The organism is Ignisphaera sp., from assembly GCA_038831005.1.
Taxonomy (GTDB): domain Archaea; phylum Thermoproteota; class Thermoprotei_A; order Sulfolobales; family Ignisphaeraceae; genus Ignisphaera.
Map to the genome: position 1 here is coordinate 180,541 of JAWBKZ010000003.1, position 17,554 is coordinate 198,094.

At 33.6% G+C, this 17,554-nt stretch carries 22 protein-coding genes; 12 read left to right on the forward strand and 10 right to left on the reverse strand.

Annotated features, from left to right (window positions below; translation table 11 throughout):
• Positions 1-527 precede the first annotated feature (527 nt).
• Entirely contained in the window at positions 528-1,403 is an 876-nt protein-coding gene (locus QXK50_04265) for a hypothetical protein (GenBank protein MEM2008380.1), read from the forward strand.
• On the opposite strand, the gene QXK50_04270 is transcribed toward QXK50_04265, so the two are convergent.
• Positions 1,398-2,027: a class II aldolase/adducin family protein gene (locus QXK50_04270; protein MEM2008381.1), complete on the reverse strand. Its 630-nt coding sequence runs from the start codon at positions 2,025-2,027 to the stop codon at positions 1,398-1,400. The genes QXK50_04265 and QXK50_04270 overlap by 6 nt on opposite strands.
• 208 nt (positions 2,028-2,235) lie before the next feature.
• Between QXK50_04270 and QXK50_04275 the strand changes: the two genes are divergently transcribed.
• From QXK50_04275 to QXK50_04325, 11 genes are all read left to right on the forward strand, one after another.
• Positions 2,236-3,492: a SufS family cysteine desulfurase gene (locus tag QXK50_04275; GenBank protein MEM2008382.1), complete on the forward strand. Its 1,257-nt coding sequence runs from the start codon at positions 2,236-2,238 to the stop codon at positions 3,490-3,492.
• A gap of 80 nt (positions 3,493-3,572) precedes the next feature.
• Complete coding sequence (locus QXK50_04280; protein MEM2008383.1) at positions 3,573-3,806, forward strand: hypothetical protein; 234 nt, start codon at positions 3,573-3,575, stop codon at positions 3,804-3,806.
• Positions 3,807-4,141: 335 nt separating this feature from the next.
• A complete protein-coding gene (locus QXK50_04285; GenBank protein ID MEM2008384.1) occupies positions 4,142-4,714 on the forward strand; it encodes a hypothetical protein in 573 nt (190 codons plus the stop codon).
• Entirely contained in the window at positions 4,701-5,198 is a 498-nt protein-coding gene (locus tag QXK50_04290; protein ID MEM2008385.1) for a CopG family transcriptional regulator, read from the forward strand. The genes QXK50_04285 and QXK50_04290 overlap by 14 nt, the downstream gene beginning before the upstream one ends.
• A 99-nt stretch (positions 5,199-5,297) precedes the next feature.
• The gene (locus QXK50_04295; protein MEM2008386.1) at positions 5,298-6,104 is read left to right on the forward strand and encodes an SPFH domain-containing protein; all 807 of its coding nucleotides are present in this window, start codon (positions 5,298-5,300) and stop codon (positions 6,102-6,104) included.
• The gene (locus QXK50_04300) at positions 6,094-7,425 is read left to right on the forward strand and encodes an NfeD family protein (GenBank protein ID MEM2008387.1); all 1,332 of its coding nucleotides are present in this window, start codon (positions 6,094-6,096) and stop codon (positions 7,423-7,425) included. Before QXK50_04295 ends, QXK50_04300 begins: the two co-directional genes overlap by 11 nt.
• A gap of 102 nt (positions 7,426-7,527) precedes the next feature.
• Positions 7,528-8,874, forward strand: a complete 1,347-nt coding sequence (locus QXK50_04305) for a glycerate kinase (protein MEM2008388.1) — start codon at positions 7,528-7,530, stop codon at positions 8,872-8,874.
• A gap of 85 nt (positions 8,875-8,959) precedes the next feature.
• Entirely contained in the window at positions 8,960-9,358 is a 399-nt protein-coding gene (locus tag QXK50_04310) for a nascent polypeptide-associated complex protein (protein ID MEM2008389.1), read from the forward strand.
• A gap of 375 nt (positions 9,359-9,733) precedes the next feature.
• Positions 9,734-10,279, forward strand: coding sequence for a hypothetical protein (locus QXK50_04315; GenBank protein ID MEM2008390.1), 546 nt, complete (start codon positions 9,734-9,736; stop codon positions 10,277-10,279).
• 392 nt (positions 10,280-10,671) lie between these two features.
• The gene (locus QXK50_04320) at positions 10,672-11,352 is read left to right on the forward strand and encodes a phosphoribosyltransferase (protein ID MEM2008391.1); all 681 of its coding nucleotides are present in this window, start codon (positions 10,672-10,674) and stop codon (positions 11,350-11,352) included.
• 29 nt (positions 11,353-11,381) lie between these two features.
• The gene (locus QXK50_04325) at positions 11,382-12,011 is read left to right on the forward strand and encodes a hypothetical protein (protein ID MEM2008392.1); all 630 of its coding nucleotides are present in this window, start codon (positions 11,382-11,384) and stop codon (positions 12,009-12,011) included.
• A 25-nt stretch (positions 12,012-12,036) separates the two neighbouring features.
• Here the strand turns inward: QXK50_04325 and QXK50_04330 are convergent, their stop codons facing one another.
• The 9 genes from QXK50_04330 to QXK50_04370 form a co-directional block, all read right to left on the reverse strand.
• Positions 12,037-12,222, reverse strand: a complete 186-nt coding sequence (locus QXK50_04330; protein ID MEM2008393.1) for an RNA-protein complex protein Nop10 — start codon at positions 12,220-12,222, stop codon at positions 12,037-12,039.
• Between the two features lie 6 nt (positions 12,223-12,228).
• The gene (locus QXK50_04335) at positions 12,229-13,053 is read right to left on the reverse strand and encodes a translation initiation factor IF-2 subunit alpha (protein ID MEM2008394.1); all 825 of its coding nucleotides are present in this window, start codon (positions 13,051-13,053) and stop codon (positions 12,229-12,231) included.
• A gap of 74 nt (positions 13,054-13,127) precedes the next feature.
• Positions 13,128-13,331 (reverse strand): 30S ribosomal protein S27e, encoded by a 204-nt coding sequence (locus tag QXK50_04340; GenBank protein ID MEM2008395.1) that lies wholly within the window; start codon positions 13,329-13,331, stop codon positions 13,128-13,130.
• A gap of 18 nt (positions 13,332-13,349) precedes the next feature.
• On the reverse strand, positions 13,350-13,625 hold the full coding sequence (locus QXK50_04345; protein MEM2008396.1) for a 50S ribosomal protein L44e: 276 nt from the start codon (positions 13,623-13,625) through the stop codon (positions 13,350-13,352).
• A 148-nt stretch (positions 13,626-13,773) separates the two neighbouring features.
• Positions 13,774-14,280: a hypothetical protein gene (locus tag QXK50_04350; GenBank protein MEM2008397.1), complete on the reverse strand. Its 507-nt coding sequence runs from the start codon at positions 14,278-14,280 to the stop codon at positions 13,774-13,776.
• Positions 14,281-14,284: 4 nt separating this feature from the next.
• The gene (locus tag QXK50_04355) at positions 14,285-15,226 is read right to left on the reverse strand and encodes a DNA primase small subunit domain-containing protein (protein ID MEM2008398.1); all 942 of its coding nucleotides are present in this window, start codon (positions 15,224-15,226) and stop codon (positions 14,285-14,287) included.
• Between the two features lie 253 nt (positions 15,227-15,479).
• On the reverse strand, positions 15,480-16,241 hold the full coding sequence (locus tag QXK50_04360; GenBank protein MEM2008399.1) for a hypothetical protein: 762 nt from the start codon (positions 16,239-16,241) through the stop codon (positions 15,480-15,482).
• Between the two features lie 75 nt (positions 16,242-16,316).
• Positions 16,317-16,670, reverse strand: a complete 354-nt coding sequence (locus QXK50_04365; protein MEM2008400.1) for a hypothetical protein — start codon at positions 16,668-16,670, stop codon at positions 16,317-16,319.
• 51 nt (positions 16,671-16,721) lie between these two features.
• Positions 16,722-17,483: a hypothetical protein gene (locus QXK50_04370; protein ID MEM2008401.1), complete on the reverse strand. Its 762-nt coding sequence runs from the start codon at positions 17,481-17,483 to the stop codon at positions 16,722-16,724.
• Positions 17,484-17,554 lie beyond the last annotated feature (71 nt).

A 17,554-nucleotide genomic window follows, 5' to 3' on the forward strand; every position in this document is an offset into this window, starting at 1 on the left:
TTAGATTGTATGTTAAATGAATTATAAAGATAAATTGTCAATCAGACCTATCTACACTATGGTTTTTGTATAGCAAGGTATAGCAGTATTGCAAGGCTAGATGAGTGTAAGGAAATTTTATAGATTTAATGCAATTGTGTTAAATCTATATTTAAATCTTCGGATACATATCATTACTTAAATTAGATGATATGAGTAAATTATCTAAGACGAAAATCAGCTACTAATTCATCGATACCTCTACATACTCTGTATGTGCCCTCAACTATATTAAAATTGAAGATTCATAACCACTAAACATAACTCATCTAACTATAGTATTAGACATATCCTTACAGGAAAAGAATCAATCTACTTGTTACTTTGGCCATTTTTACCTGTTCTGAATAATTATGCTTTATTGATAAATACTTGAGATATACATAACATGAATCAATCTAATTGCGCTAAATAACGGTGGACCAAGAAAAATATACATAAGCTAGATATAAAATCTGTTAAGTAACATCATTTACTTGGTGACACGTATGAAGGTACTGATCACAGGACTTATGGTTTATGATTCGGGTAAAACATGGTTTACTGTAACTTTAGCTAGAAAACTTATTAGCAAAGGATTCAAAATATCTATATATAAACCTGTTTCAGGTCATAGTTTGTGGCATCAGTATTCAACTATTGTTGAAAGTATTGAAAAAGGTATGCTTTTTGGAGAAGATATTCTTAAATATGGAGAAGTTTTAGATATAAGGGACAGTAAGCGACTTGCATTAATGAATCCTATAGACATTCTATTTGCGCCTTTAGATATTGTTAAGTATATTGATGATAGAAATATAGAGAAAGCACTTGTAGATCTCGATAACCAGTTTCTACAGATGATTTTAGCTAGAGTAAGTTTCTGTCCAGATGGTATAACTAAACATTATGTGTTCGGAGAGAATACCTCTAGAACTACACAAACAGTAAGAGAAGTAATAGAATCATTAGCAAAGAAGTTTAATGCTATAGAAACTGATGTTATGAGTTTTAATAGATTACTACAGAGCAAAGAAGTTGATGACAAACTTAGTACATGTTTAGAGATGTTAACTAAAGGTAATGATGCTGTTTTAATTGAATCATTTAATAATTCATTAATACCATATATGGGGTTAATTAAGGAAGAAATAGATCTACTCTTTGTCGTGTATCCTAGCGTAGTGCTAATCTATAGGAGTAGCATCAAGGATTTAATGAGGTTTGTGACACAAAACATCCATATCTATGGTGGTAAGGCTCTTGTAACAGATGTACTGGTAAACAATTTTAAGTATGATAAGTACTATGTACTCAAGCCTAGGGTCTCAATATATGACAATGACGAAATATTTGACGATATCATTAAGTACATAGCTTTATAGGTTCTTTGATATATCAATCAATAATTTCACAAATAGCGTATTTAATTGTACTATTGCTAGATCTTCAATCGTTTCCGCTATAGTTTCAGCTTCATATATGTTTGTACCCAATGACACAACACCGTGTTTCTTCAATATCAATGCGTTAACATTTTTTGAAACCTTTTCCGCTACATTTTTTGCCAGCTCTTCACTTCCCGGCTCAGCTTCAGCCACATATTCTATGCCTTTTATATAAAACTTTGATTCTATCAGTAACTTAGGATCTAGCTTCATATCTAGTAGATCTAATATCAATACGTTTGGATTGTGTGTATGAACTACTGCAGCAATATCTGGCCTAGATTTGTATATAGCTACATGAAATCTCCATTCACTAGAAGGTTTATGATGCCCCTCTATTATATTTCCATTCAAATCCATCTTAATCATATCATCAGTCTTTATCTCAGCCTTATATATACTTGAAGGAGTAATCCATATATACTCCGTGCCAGGCACACGCACACTTATGTTGCCTGATAGGGCCGATATAAGCCCCCTTCGGTATAGGTTCCTCATAACAGTTACTATATCTTGTTTAATTAAATCTTCCACATCATAAAGCTCATAGAGACTTACCATTATAATTACCTAGAGCACTTGTGTCTTGATTAATGTATTCGACAAATTTACACGCTTAGAGATAATATGCATTAATGAAGCTATAGATTAAAATTGTTGATTATCAATATATAAAGCACTTAAGAACGCTGGAGATCATCTAGAGTTAATGCAGGGTTACAGGAGAAGATAATAGCTGAGCTGCCGGTTTCAGAAGGTGATAAATAAATTGAGTTTAAATGTTGAAAAGATTAGAGAGGATTTCCCTATATTCAAGAATAATCCTGATTTAGTGTATCTAGATAATGCTGCTACTACTCATAAGCCTATTCAAGTAATAGATGCCGTAAGAGAATTCTATACAATGTATAATGCCAATATACATAGAGGTGTATACAGACTTAGTGTAAAGGCTACAGAACTTTATGAGGAAGCTCATACAAAAATTGCAAAATTCATTGGTGCAAATAGTTGGGATGAAGTAGTATTCACTAAAAATGCCACAGATGCTATAAACATGATAGCTTACGCCTTAGGTTTCACATTCCTGGAACCTGGAGATGAGATAGTGATTACTATTATGGAGCACCATAGTAATATGCTTCCATGGATAAGGATAGCTGAAATAAGGAAAGCTATGGTAAAGTTCGTAGAGGTGAATAGTAACGGTATCCTCAATTATGAACAACTAACTGAATTTGTTAACAAAAAAACTAAGATTGTAAGCGTGACACATGTATCTAATGTATTAGGGACGATTAACAATTTACAGAGAGCATCAAAAATAGTTAGACAAAACTCGGAAGCAATGCTTATTGTTGATGGAGCACAATCAGTTCCGCATTTACCTATAAATGTAAGAGAATTAGATATAGATTTCCTAGTTTTTAGTGGACATAAAATGCTTGGGCCTACAGGTATAGGGGTTTTATGGGGTAAGAGAGATCTACTGGAAAAAATGCTCCCAGCAATCTATGGAGGAGACATGGTAGAGAAAGTGGAAATAATTGTGAAAAATGGTACTATTGTGTATAAACAAATAAACTATAACATACTGCCATGGAAATTTGAGGCAGGAACACCAAATATTGCAGCAGGCATAGGTTTGGCCAAAGCTGTAGAATATCTCGAGAACATAGGGATGCAGAACATTGAGACACATGAAAAAGAGCTAACAAAATACGCCATAAAACGCTTAAATGAAGAGCTAGAAGGATGTATAAAAATCTTAGGCCCTCAAGACCTAGATATCCGTGGAGGTATAGTTTCATTCACTATGAAGGGTCTAGATCCACATGTAATTGCAACACTTTTATCTATGAACAACGTAGCTATTAGAGCGGGATTTCATTGTGCTCAACCACTACACATGTTCTTAGGTCTTTCAAAAGGAAGTGCTCGAGCAAGTTTCTACATATATAATGACTATAGAGATATAGATGCATTCGTTAACGAACTCAAGAAGCTACGAAGTCTGGCTAAGTAAATTAGGAACATGAGTGATTATATGAACTAAGTATTTAAGCTAAATTAATGCAAAAATATTGTGGAAATAGGTGTAACACGATGACTATAACAATAGATCTAACAAAAGAGGATGTATCCTGTGTTGAACATCCTATAGTAAAGCTTGTAAGAACTCTTAGTGACCTTAATGAGAGTGAGGTTATAGTGATTGTTAGCAAAGATGATATTCCATCCGGTAAAATACTTGAAATGATAGCTGATAAAATAGGATACAAAATTATCGAGATGACTGAAAATGAGAAAACCATAAAAGCTAAGTTTATCAGGATTTAAATTAACGTCATAATCGGATTTTGGTCACGATTTTAAATTATTCATATTAGTTTCGATAATACTGGATTATCAATTTGTTGCTGACAATCTCTCACCATTAGGTGAATACCATGTTGTATGTTTCAAGCTTAGGGCTCAGTATATAATTCAATTCCATAAAATCATGAATGCATGTTTTAATCATTACTTGATTCTACATAAGAATTGAATTTCTAGATAAGATAGTGAGGTATAGATAAATTCAAATATTATCCACCAACATACATGACATAAACATTTTTATACTTCTGTATACATCTGTACCTTAGGCGTCATATACTGTATTGGGTGTTTTAATGCCTAGGAGGAGAATGATGCCTATTTCTGAAGAAATAATAGATGAAGCAATAAAAGTTGGAGAAAGGATAGGGATACCGTATCTAGTTCTTGTAGAGAAGATACTTTCATCTGTTCTTAGGATTATGCAGCATAAGGGTAATATTCTTGAAGTGCTATCTATGGTGGATGCACTAGATGATATTAAAAGACTTGGGGGAATTCTGTTTCCTGCTTCTATGGTTAACAGTTCTCTAATAAACTTTAAGAGTGATTCGTTTCAAACACTATGTAATGAATATATTAAAATGTGTACATGGTTTGGTGAACTAAGTAGAATTAAGAGGTCTGCAACAGTAAATGAATTTAAATCGGTTTTAACTTTATGGCTTCCCACGGCATCAATGGATGTTTCGCACAATGGTGACGATTATAAATTTGTTATAGGATTTCTAGGGTATAGCCCAGAAGTGGTGAGTTTAGCACGATGTATAATTGAAGGACTTATTAGAGGCTACGACTTAAATGCATCAGAGATGATAGTTAAAGACTTCTTTATAGTCGTTAGGGTGAGAGGCTTTGTCGAAGAGTAGAAGATGTATAGGTATCGATACAGAGTTAGCTGAAGAACTAAAGAACATATCTAAAGCTAGAGGTATGAGTATTGTTAACTATTTACGTAAACTTCTAGAGGAATTAATAGACCTAGAGAAACAGGGATATTACGTACCTGATCTACTTCATGAAAAAAAGATCGAGTTAGTTTTATCTAAACTAGGATTTGTTTATGTTCCTTCAGAAGTAGTATCAGAAACACTTAAGCCTGAGGATGTTGAGACAATAGGAGAAAAAATTGGTAAAGCACTGATTGAACTTGATTTAGATATTGAGGAAATTATAGAAAGAATAGCTATAAAAAACGATATAGCTATTGTTCAACGTAATTCAATAATATTGATCCCAACAGTTGGTGTGAAAGAAATGATAAAATATATTTTAATAGGTATAGCCAAAGCCGCAGGCATACCTGTATCCACATCAGGTAGTACTGTGATGATTAGAAGTAAACGATATTAAAATACGAATATTATATCACGATTCCCGAAACTTATTAGGTAGACATCTTTATATGAATTTATAATCTTTCCTACATATTTTCTCTAAAGGTGATAATATGTGATAGATCTAACTATACTGTTTGTAGCATTCTTAGTAACCATTATTATGGCTCTGATACTGTCAAGGTACATTAGAATCGTGAAAGAATGGGAACGCTTTATAGTTCTTCGGTTAGGCAGATATCAAGGTGTTAGAGGACCTGGACTTATTTTCTTAGTTCCATTTATAGATAGAGGTGTCACCGTTGATCTACGTATTACTACAGTTGATGTTCCTAAACAAGAGGTTATAACTAAGGACAACGTAACTGTGACGGTTGATGCTGTAGTTTATTATCGTATTGTCGATCCTGAAAGTGCTGTTCTAAAAATTAAGGATCCACATTATTCTGTAGCACTTCTTACACAAACAACAATAAGAGATGTTATAGGTCAAGTAGATCTAGATACTCTACTCACCCAAAGAGAAGAAATAGGCAAAACTATACAGTCTATTGTTGATAGAATTACAGAAGTTTGGGGTGTGAAAATATCTCTACTAACACTAAAGGCTATAGAACTTCCTCAAGGACTTATAAGAGCTATGGCTAAACAAGCAGAAGCAGAAAGACTTCGAAGAGCTAGAATTATTGAAGCAGAAGCAGAAAGAGAAGCCGCTAAGATACTATCTGAAGCCGCCATAGTGTATGAAACTCATCCGACTGCATTAAGGTTAAGAGAGCTTCAGACATATACAGATATAGCTAGAGAAAAGAATCTAATAATAATAACAGAAGCCTCATCTAAATCAGCATCAACTGCTGCCGCCATATCTACAGCATTATCCGGTAGATATCCTTCTCAGGCTGAGAAGAGTGAAGAATAGCATTTGTCTCATTATTATGTCTATAATGATATTATGTTTTGATATACAATTTCTTACATTAGTTACTACGGATAGCTCTAATAACATTATTGAAGAAGCATTTGTTATAAAAATAGAAGGTTATACCTCGTTAATAGATACTCCTGTGCAAGAATATGTGACTAACGCTCTAAACATTGCTAAGAACAGAAATAAACCCTTAATAATATATATTGACACCTATGGAGGATATTTAGATTCTGCCCTCACGATATCGAAAGTTTTGCTCGAAGTCGAAGTACCTGTCATAGTTTTCGTAAGAGATAAAGCATATAGTGCAGGAGCATTAATATCAATAGCGGCACACATTCTCGTTATGAGGCCTACAGCTGTCATAGGAGCAGCACAACCTATATCAATAAATCCCGTTACAGGAGAAATAATTTTTATAAATGAAAGCAAAATTTTGAATCCAATATTAAAAAATATGGAATTATGTGCTGAAGCAAGGAAAAGGAATACCACAATTATCAAGCGCTTTGTCTATGAGAACCTTGTCTTATCTGGTAAAGAAGCTCTTCAGTATAAAGTCATAGACTATGTTGCCGATAGCATTGAGGAACTTCTATCACATCTTCAAGGTATAGAGGTAAACATATCGGGAGTTATCTGGAGATTATATATAAATCGATACGAGGAACTTCCTCCAAGTCTAGACATATATGTCAAGATATTTCTTAGGAACTCTCTCGTAAATTCACTATTACTCTTTATAGGCATATTCGGAACACTAGGACTTCTATACACAGGTCGCATAGATCTTCTACCTATAACAATCATAGCGTTAATGTTGGCATTGTTTGGAAGCGATATAGAGGCTAAAGCTGTACCGGCGATACTTATAGCTTTAGGATCTATATTACTGTCAATAGAATTATTTGTAACTCCAGGTTTTGGTGTATTAGGAGTTTCAGGTATAATTGCTATTATTATAGGATTATTATTAACACCGCTACCCTCAACTTTGTATACTGTAGGCATTGTAACCCTTTGGAGAATAATAACGGTTTTTGCAATAGGTTTTGGAACACTATTTGTGTTCATACTTTATAAAGCTATACTGGTTATAAAGAAGCCTAGAAACATTAGATATGTACCAGAAGGTAAGGTAGTTGGAAAAGCTATAGACAGGCTAGAACCAGGTTTAAAAGGGTATGTATTAATCGATGGTGAATTATGGGAAGCAGAAAGCAATGAAGTAATAGAAGTTGGAGAAGAAGTAGAATTAATAGAAAGGAAGGGATTTATTGTAAGGGTTAAGAAGAGACCAAGAAATACATAATGGCATTACTACCTACATATACTATATAAGCTTATGCTATGTAAACTTACCTAGATGTACAAATATGTAATCATGAGAGTTCATCAATGAATAGGTGTCTCTATGAAACTTATAAAGAATAAACATGAATTGATTAGGGGAGATCTACATAGAATTGTTATTGAAACAGTTGAGGAATCTTTTGATCATGTAGACCCTTATACTGCAATAATCAATAACGTGAAGCTTACAGATAGAGGTATTAGTGTGAAGGGTGTCAACATAGATGTTGGTGGGAAAATTCATGTTGTAGGTTTTGGTAAAGCTTCAAAGAGAATGGCTATGACAATAAATGACATACTGGGTGATAAGATAGAAGGGGGGATAGTAATAACGCCCAACGAGGTTGGCAGAATAGGATCGATAATTTTAGTTAGGGGAGATCATCCTATTCCTGGAGAAAATACTGTAAAAGCATCCAAACAGCTTATAGAGTATCTCGAAAGAGTAGAAAATAATGATACATTACTTGTATTAGTTTCTGGTGGAGGTTCGGCTCTATTCGAAATTCCTGAAGATGATGTTTCACTTAACGATATAGGGTTTGTTACGAAAGAGCTTATGAACAGAGGAGCTGATATATATGAATTGAATATTGTTAGGAAAAGGTTATCTAAGGTTAAAGGAGGCAAAATGTTAAGATACGTAAGTGCTAAGAACATTGTATCATTAATAATAAGCGATGTAGTAGGTGACAAAATAGATACAATAGCTTCAGGACCCACAGCACCAGATGAGACAAGCTTTTTAGACGCTTACATGATATTAAAAAGATACGGTATTTGGGATAAAGTGCCAAACAGTATAAGAACTATAATTGATAAAGGAATTAAAGGAGAGATATCAGATACACCTAAGGCTTCTGAATCAATTTTCAGTAAAGTTATGAATATCATTGTGGCTAGTAATGAAATTCTTCTCGAAGCACTAGCAGAAAAGCTATCGAAACGAGGGTTTAAGCCAATGATTCTTACATCTATGCTCGAAGGTGAGGCAAGAGAAGTGGGAAAAGTGTTGGCATCAATAATAAAGAGTATAGATAAATACTCGAAACCTGTAGCTCGACCTGTAGCATTATTAGCTGGTGGAGAAACCGTCGTAACTGTACTTGGTAAAGGAGTAGGTGGAAGGAATCAAGAGCTATGTTTATCGCTTTCCATATCTTTGAAAACAATTGAAAATTATTTAGCTCTCTGTATGGGAAGCGATGGAATAGATGGAATAAGTCCTGCCGCAGGCGCCATAGTCGATGAGAATGTACTTAAAGAAGCTACCCAGATGGAATTAAATCCCATCGAGTTTCTTGAAAATAATGATAGCTTCACATTTTTCTCTAAACTAGGTAGAGCTATATTTACGGATTACACAGGAACTAATGTAAACGACATATTTGTGGCGATAATTGTTTAAACCTACGATTATGCTAATGTTTGCTAAACAATAGTAAAATATGATAATATAAATACCGGTATTGTTAAAAATCTAGGGAGAAAAAATGCTGCCCATGAATCCTCGAGAACTTCAAAAACAATTAAGACAGTTAAAGAAGTTAGGCATAAAGATAGATCAGCTTGTAGATGCTGAAGAAGTACATATAGTGTTAAGCGACAGAAAATTGATCTTAGAGAAACCCGATGTGTTTATAGTCGAGTTTAGTGGACAAAAAATGTTCTATTTAGCTGCTCAAAACATTCGTGAAGAGTTAAGGAAAGATCAACAAATTACTTCAATACCTACACAGGTAGAGATATCCAATGATGATATACAATTTGTAGCTGAATACACACATGTATCAGTTGAAAAAGCTAGAGATGCTATATTAAAAGCAGGTGGTGATATAGCTAAAGCTATAGAGCTTATAGAATCTGAAAAGAAATCATCTCACACAACATGAGTTTTCAAGATACTTACTAACACAAGGACATAAAATCTCTAAAACACTAAGAATGACGCTATTGTTTGCACAACTATACTCACCATGGAGGAAACGCACACCTAATTCAATTGACTTTCTCAAGATATCTTCTGGACAGATAATTCTTATATCATTATACTTGTTGATTGTTATAATTAGAATGGCTATAACAGTAAGTAAGTATCTGGATATGTAGTAGTTTACTCTATAATTAGTTACACCATTTATACTCGAGTTTATGATATCTTTACATAAATTCAAATACCATTTTAAACGTATGCAAATTTCTTCCATAGCGTAAAGATGCATAAATACTAAGTAGCTTAAATCTTTTATGTATCTCGAGGCTCCAATATGGTTAAAGACGGTATAAATTATATCATTCAAAGTATTTCAGTAGCGATATTCATGACTATCTTATTTGTAGCTTACATAAATGTTGTTGTAATTTGCGTACCTCCACCAGAAGGAATTAGAGAAGAGATCGTCGAATCTATCACCAGAATTAAAGAGATAGTATCTAATGCAACTATACCACAAGATATGTTTGTGTATATGATCAAAAACGGATTATATACAATGTTGTATGTCTTTATACCGATAATAGGACTTATTAACTACATAGAGATTGTGACTAGATACGCATGGTTAATAGCTATAAACAGTCACACGAACTCCGATGCTATAAACAGTCTACTCGTACTAATGTCTACACCAACATTGTATCTACACCTTTTATCGTATAGCTTGATTATGCTAGAGGGTAATAGAATACTCCTTGATATCGTTAAGAAAAGGTATTATTTTAGGGTATGGTTCTATCATCTGTTTACCATGACCATAGCTATATCGATAATGTTGCTTTCCATAGTTCTAGAAGTCTTATTAACATTCTTTTAACTTTCAACTCAAAATACTAAATAAATACTATTTCTATAACATATCCAATATTTGTAGCTTTTAACAAACAAATAGTTATCTATAGCATCTAGCTATAGCGCATTTTTATAAAGCAATACAATATACTTTTACTAAATGGAGGATTGCTTATACCATCTTAGAATAAATAATTCAGTAAGATTCGTACACATCATTCTTAGGTTCAGTAAGGATGCAGCTCATCATTTTAATAGATTTATGAACATGTATGTCACATTATGTGATAGTGCGCAATCTCATCTACTTACTATTTATAACCTCTCACATTTAAAATATTTATGTATATTGATCTTATAATGCATCCACACATAGAGCTATATACTAGGGATATTAATGCGTATAAGGTGAAATAAATGCCTCGTGTGCCGGTTAAATTAGTTAGTTGGGACGATATTGTTGAATGGAGCTGGGGTCTAGCTAAGAAAATAGAATCTGATGGATATATACCTGATGTAGTTATAGCTATTGCTAGAGGTGGTTATGTACCAGCAAGACTTTTATGCGATTTTCTAGGAATAGAAAATCTTATTTCAATACAATCACAGCACTGGACAGAAGCGGCTAAGAAAGGAGAGAGAGCGTTAATAAAATTCGAATATACAATAGATCTATCAGACTATGTAGCACTGCTCGTTGATGATATTATAGACACAGGAGAATCTGTTATATTAGCTAAAAGCTATATATTAAGTAATTGGAAACCGAAAGATCTTCGTGTAGCTGCACTCCAATGGATTTCACCTATAGCCAAAATAAAACCTGATTACTACTATATAGAAGTAAGAGATTGGGTGTGGTTCCAATATCCATGGACAAGACTTGAGGATATAGCACAATTCATAAAAAGGATATTAGTTGAGACAAAAAGAGATACAAGAAAAGACTCGTGGAACTTAGAGGAACTTCGTAATGCTTTTTACGAGTGGTATGGTATTAAAGTTAGTGAAAATTACTTTAGTGAAGCTATTCGACAACTACTGAAAAGGGGAGTACTAGTTCACGACATGGATAAGTATAGATATGTTGAAAAATAATACTGATGTATCTCAGGTTAGCCAAATTTATGAGATTCAGTACATGTAACGATTATCTAGACGAGCTGTTATTTTCAAAGCCTAAGAAAATCATAATATATGGTGAGGCAGCTACAGGTAAAACTAATATTCTTTTAAACACAATAAAATGTTCTTATAAATCTTTGGCTCAACATGAGGCTCTGTTCTTCATAAGTACAGAAGGATCCTCCTTTGCTACAAGAATGCATCTTTTAGACATAGACTCTAGAAATATCTTTTTTTCGATAGCTATAGATCAACAACATATCCTTAGCAATGTGTTAGAGATTTTGAAGAATCTTGTTTCACTTAGACCTGTATGTATAATTATTGATAGTATTAATTATCACTATCGGATAGAATCTCTAACACCAATAGGTATAAAGTTTTTTGCAGAACTATTATCACTTCTTGATATACTTAATGAAAATGGTGTTTTCATTATTTCTTCAGCTCAAGTAAGAGCTAGCGAAGATGATACATTTCCCGGTTATGTATATCTTCACTACTGGGCCGATATAATTATAGAACTAGAACGTATATCTAAATCAAGAAGAGTTCTAAGGATCCTTAAACCCAAAATTGATCGTATATTTCAATTCAATGTTTTAGTAGATGGTATTATATGGTTAAAATAGATAATCCATATTGTGATACAACATGTTATTTTATAGTTTCTTTCTTCTTAAGTATTTCAGGATACTTAGTCTTTATTCTGTACTCCACATACTTATCTTCAGGCGAAAACCTTGGTGGATGAGGTGTATATGTTTTTGCACCACATTTGGGGCACCAATCCTTAAGTGTATAAACTTTGCAGTTTAAACATTTTCTTATTTTCCATTTCATTAAATATTATCCTCCTTTTTCTATCTCTTCACGTTCTATTTCAAATTGATCTATTTCAAGCTCTTTTACTAAATTATGTAACATAATATTTACATGATTAAATATCTTTTCAGCATCTTTGTAGTGTGGTGCCATTATTTCTATTCTATATCGTGGTGAACCAATGGTATAGACGTATATCTTAGTATTTTGAGGAAGCTCAATATTGTATATACTGGTAAGTATTTTCTTTATTCTTTCAATACCGTCTGATTTATATGATGCAATCTTCATGATAGCTCTGATCTTTACCATTTTTATCGATATGTGTTTCTTAGCCTCTTCACATATAGCAGTAGACCAGTAACCTGGTATACCTTTTCTAATAAGTACTTCAGGACCTTCAAGTATGCATTGCTCAAGAATTGACAGGGGATCAATATCTTTTTCTAGTTTAGACCATACCTCACTATAAGTATCATTTAAATTCTTCTTTATGTTCTTGGCAGCAAGTTCTACTATCTTTTGAGCTCTCTGTAGTCTCTTCCATCTCAAAATTTTGATCCTCTTCTCTCCTTCTAAAACTCTCTTAATAGAAATATCTATTTGTACCTTAGGGACTTTTTTATCGACCCTTATAACCTTACCTACAACAACTCGTCCTTCTTTGAGTACATCTCTTATGTCTTTTACATACCTTGTACTTACTTCACTCCATGGAATAAATGCTTCCTGTGCCTCATATTCAAGAAGGGTAGCATAAGCTCCGTATTCGAAAACTTTATCGATTCTAGCTATAACTAACTCTCCAACTTCAGGTAGACCTTTTTTCCTAAATGGTATAACACTCATATCACGTCAACTTGAGTAAAGATTTCTTCTACTTAATTTTAGACTTACATCTATTTGATTAAGATAATGAAGCTCTAGTCTAGTGTCTTTACAACTTCAGCATTAATGAGTTTTACTTTGCCTCCGGTTGGTTGAACAATTTGAGTTCCACACACGAGACATCTCGAAGGAAATGTTGCGTGATCGAATACCACTTGTTCGTTTCCACATACTGTGCACTTAACTCTAATAAATCTCGATCTAGGTTCTGGTATCAATATTCTTTTCTTTTTAGCCATAACGTTCACCCACCGATTTTATGCTTGTTCAGCTTTCTTAATCCTTATTCCTGCTCTATGGTGTATAAATCCGCATTTTGAGCATTTAAGCTTCAGCACCACCTTTTTGGTTACTTTTGCGAATCTCTTTTGCTCTGGTTTACGTTTTGATCCATATCCTTCTTGTTTTCTTAAATATCTCCTTTGACCTTGGGCTAAGGTTCTACGTTTGCCGTGTTTATATATAGTTATACTATGCTGTGTATGTGAACGACATTTAGGACAATATGTGTTTATAGTCTTTGGTATCTTCAACTATCATCCCTTATGCAATCTTCTACTATGAGTACACTGATTTAGATCGATTTATAAGCCATAATGGTAAAACCAAGTATGTATATAGATAGAATAATATGAAGCTATGTCTAGTTGCTTTCCAACATAGATATCGATAACTTAGCTTTTATTTCCTGATTTGAACAGATATATAAACAGGTTCAACATAACCTAGTGCACTTAGAATTGTTGCTAGACTTATGTGGATAGGTGTTATGAATCCTTTTGCGATAACTATGTCGGATATCGATATAGGTTTCAATATCTTGCATAAAACTTTTTCACCATGTATTATAATTGAATTCTGAACAATGTTCTTTAAATTATTGTAAGTGCTTAAGAATAGATTGTAGAGCTTAGAAAGAACATCATTGCCTGATATTATTTTTCCTTCGATAAACCTTGTTTCTAAAAACTTTAGAACGCTATCTATAACTTCATCTATTAACTTAAGATTTTCATTACATATACTATAGTATATTGGGTCATGTACATTAGATAAACACCATCCATTGAATATTATAACCATATCATTTATCTCTACTAGTGATTTGTACACATTCTCGATATCAACATCTCTAAATAAGATATCCTCAATTAATTTATACAAGATGTTTATATCATGCTTAGACACATTATCACCTAACTACATTAACTATTGATGCTAGACCTTTATATACAAAGTATGATGCATATGGATACTCAAGAGAAGCTTCCTCACCTTTCTTAAAACTGAATTCTTCGTCTATTACCGTTACTCGCGGTATAGAGGTTAGGAATCTTATCTTAAGTTTAACGTCAGAGGCCGATAGGTTATGAGGTGATAGCTCAAAAGCATATACATCTGCGTTGTTAATTTGAATCACTCTCCAACCCGTTTTTCCATTTACACTATTTGAGACTCTAATTAAATGCGTAATATCTATTGTGACCTTAGCATCTATACAGACTGAAATAGCCTTAGCTACATCATTTAAATGTTGTATTAGATATTCATAAACTTTTTGTGCTACTTCAAAATTCAGTACGGATTTGGATCCCATTATGAATTCTCTAATCTCTTCGTCTACATAATTAGCTAGATATCTTGCTATTCGTCTTCTTATACCACCATCAGTAACTCTTGGTGGAAGCACCACGTACTTCTTTGACTTCTTAATTATTTGATCTATGAATGCTTTCAACTGATAATCATCGACTTTTATGTAAGATACTATTTCGCGCCTTTCATCTGGGGACATGTAACTATATGGTTCACCAAGTTCTACAATCACATGGAATCCTCTATGACCCGAAAACGTTGTGATTATCTTAGTAAAGCCTAAATCGTTTTCAAGTATATCGATAAGCTTTGCAACATGTTCTTTAGCTATATTGATACACTCTGGCTCGATATGTTCAAATTTGCTTAGTTCTTCTCCACATTGTGGACACGATTTAACGTCTAACTGTTGAATGTAGAAACCGCATTTCCTACAGAACTTCATCTGAACATACTTACCACTTTCTTGACATTCGGATATTTCATTAGCATCAATATCGAACACTAGATCGCTTCCTAACCACTTTTTTTCATCCATAATAGGATTTGCAGGTTCTCTATAACGAGCTGAAGAATAGTAAAGATGCCTTGGAATAACATCAATTATATGTTTCTTCAGTTCTGAAAGTGATGAGAAAGATAAGTGACGCAGATATGTTTCACTATTGAATGGTTGTAGGGCTATTTCCCTAAGATAGAAATCTTGAGGAAATACTAGATCATTTTTTATATAGAATTCCTTTACAAGATTCGTAATTATACCTAATGTTTTTGTGTCTATGGTTCGTCCCTTATTCTGATCTTGGTGCCACGTAGAGTTTCATTATGGAGCCTGAGATAAGATCTAAATCGAATTCACAAGGCATATCCCTACCTAACTTAATAGTGACGATTTCCGCTATCCTAGATATCGTTGATAATATCGATAAATACTCCATAGAATAAGCATTGATAAATTCTTCGATATCTTGTAGAGATTGATAATCTATTAACGTTCCTGCAGGTATTGTTAACGCTATCTCTGCTTCACCAAGCTCCGACGTAGATATAAGTGATATACCTTCTTTATAGACCTTTATCTTTAGAATTTCACCTACATCCTCTAGAATACTCAAAGATGATGCCAATGTAATTCCTGTAGTCTTTGCCTGGACATCGAATTCCAGTGATAGTTCCGGTATTTCTTCATAACTTCCTGAGAGAAGAGGTAATGTAAAGATCCTCTCTGTATTTCCTCTAGATACGAGACCTATAGTGAGTTTTAGACCGTCACTTGTAATCATTAGTTTATCGCCTCTTCCAGCTCTACGTAAAACCTTCGATACAGGTTCTAATGGTATTATTAGAGTGGACTCTTCATTTACGTTATATTCTTCAAATGCTGAAGAAGGTATAGATAGATCTACAAGCACAACATGACTAGGATCCATAGCTTTAAGACGTGCACCTTCAGAAGGATGGAACCTTATTCCGACCGACTCCACGAATTGTGAAAGCTCTCTTAATATATATCGCCACAGCCTTGCATCAAGGAATACAGTTCTCAAATTCATTAACCTCACCCACACTCTATAGTAGATCTGCACAGTACTAATACTATTTATAGTATTATGGTTATAAATTACCATCTAGATTTCAGTACAATTAACAGATTTAGTAGAGCTAAGCATGGTCTGTTCAACATTATCTGGATTCTTCAATAAAATGTTACACCTATATAGACTACAGTTTTGAATGTCTTCGCATACACATTTAACACTAATAAGATCTACTCCGCTAATCAGCCTCACCATATCGTCTCTAGTGATGATGCCTAAACATTCAATTACTTTATCTCGAAGCATTCTTATCTCTATAACTTTCCTATCTTCATCTACATTCATAATAACGTTACTTCCTTCACTAATATCCAGAATGAGTCTTGCATACGATGGTATAGTTATTCTTCCTTTGCCATCAATCTTAACTACTTCAATATACATGTCTATATCCTCAGATCCTACAACTTAGTTACCTACTTACCTGTCATTAATTCAACCTCTTGGGGCTATCCATGCAGTAATCTTTCCTCCACCAGCAACATTTAATGAAATCTTCAGAGGCTTCTCAGGACCAAAAGCTATTGTACAGTCATCAGCTAAATCCAGTAACTTTGACAATGATTTAAGATGCTCTACACCATACTTTACTATGACACTCCCTATAGATGATTCCAAATACGTTAATGGTTGAAACTGCCTTAATACTGTAGTGTATTCCGCTAGCTCACCGTGTCCCGACACCTTTAAAGCGTTCATATCTGACGAATACACAAACATTATCTCATCTCCAACTAACACTACATCCTTTATGACCTCCACCAGTTCTGATGTGGGTAACGATGCCTGGACTTCGTAAGATATATTAATTTCGCCTAATCTTTCGAAACCTATTTCTGATAGCGATACTGCATGCTCTCTCTCAATACCCGACCTTACATTTAGTATCTTAATCTTGAGTTCTCTAGAACCTTCAAGATACTCAAATACAACTCTATCCCGTTTTGATGCTCTTCTAAATGCTTTAATATATTCATCTCTATCAGCTACTATACTAACATTACCTGTAACAGTATATTCCTCAAAAGCTGTTGAAGGAAGCTCGAAAACAACCATTGTGACTTTATCTGGACTTAATGCCTCTATAATAAAACCCTCTAAACTAAAGAACATAGGCACTTGATCAACTACTCCTTTAAGCGCTACCATAATCTTTTTAAATACTACTCCACTTGGATAAACTGCTTTCACACTCATTGGGACACCACTACTTCTCTTTTTTTACAAACTTTAAAATTGTTACAATTTATTAAGTATATCATAAATCA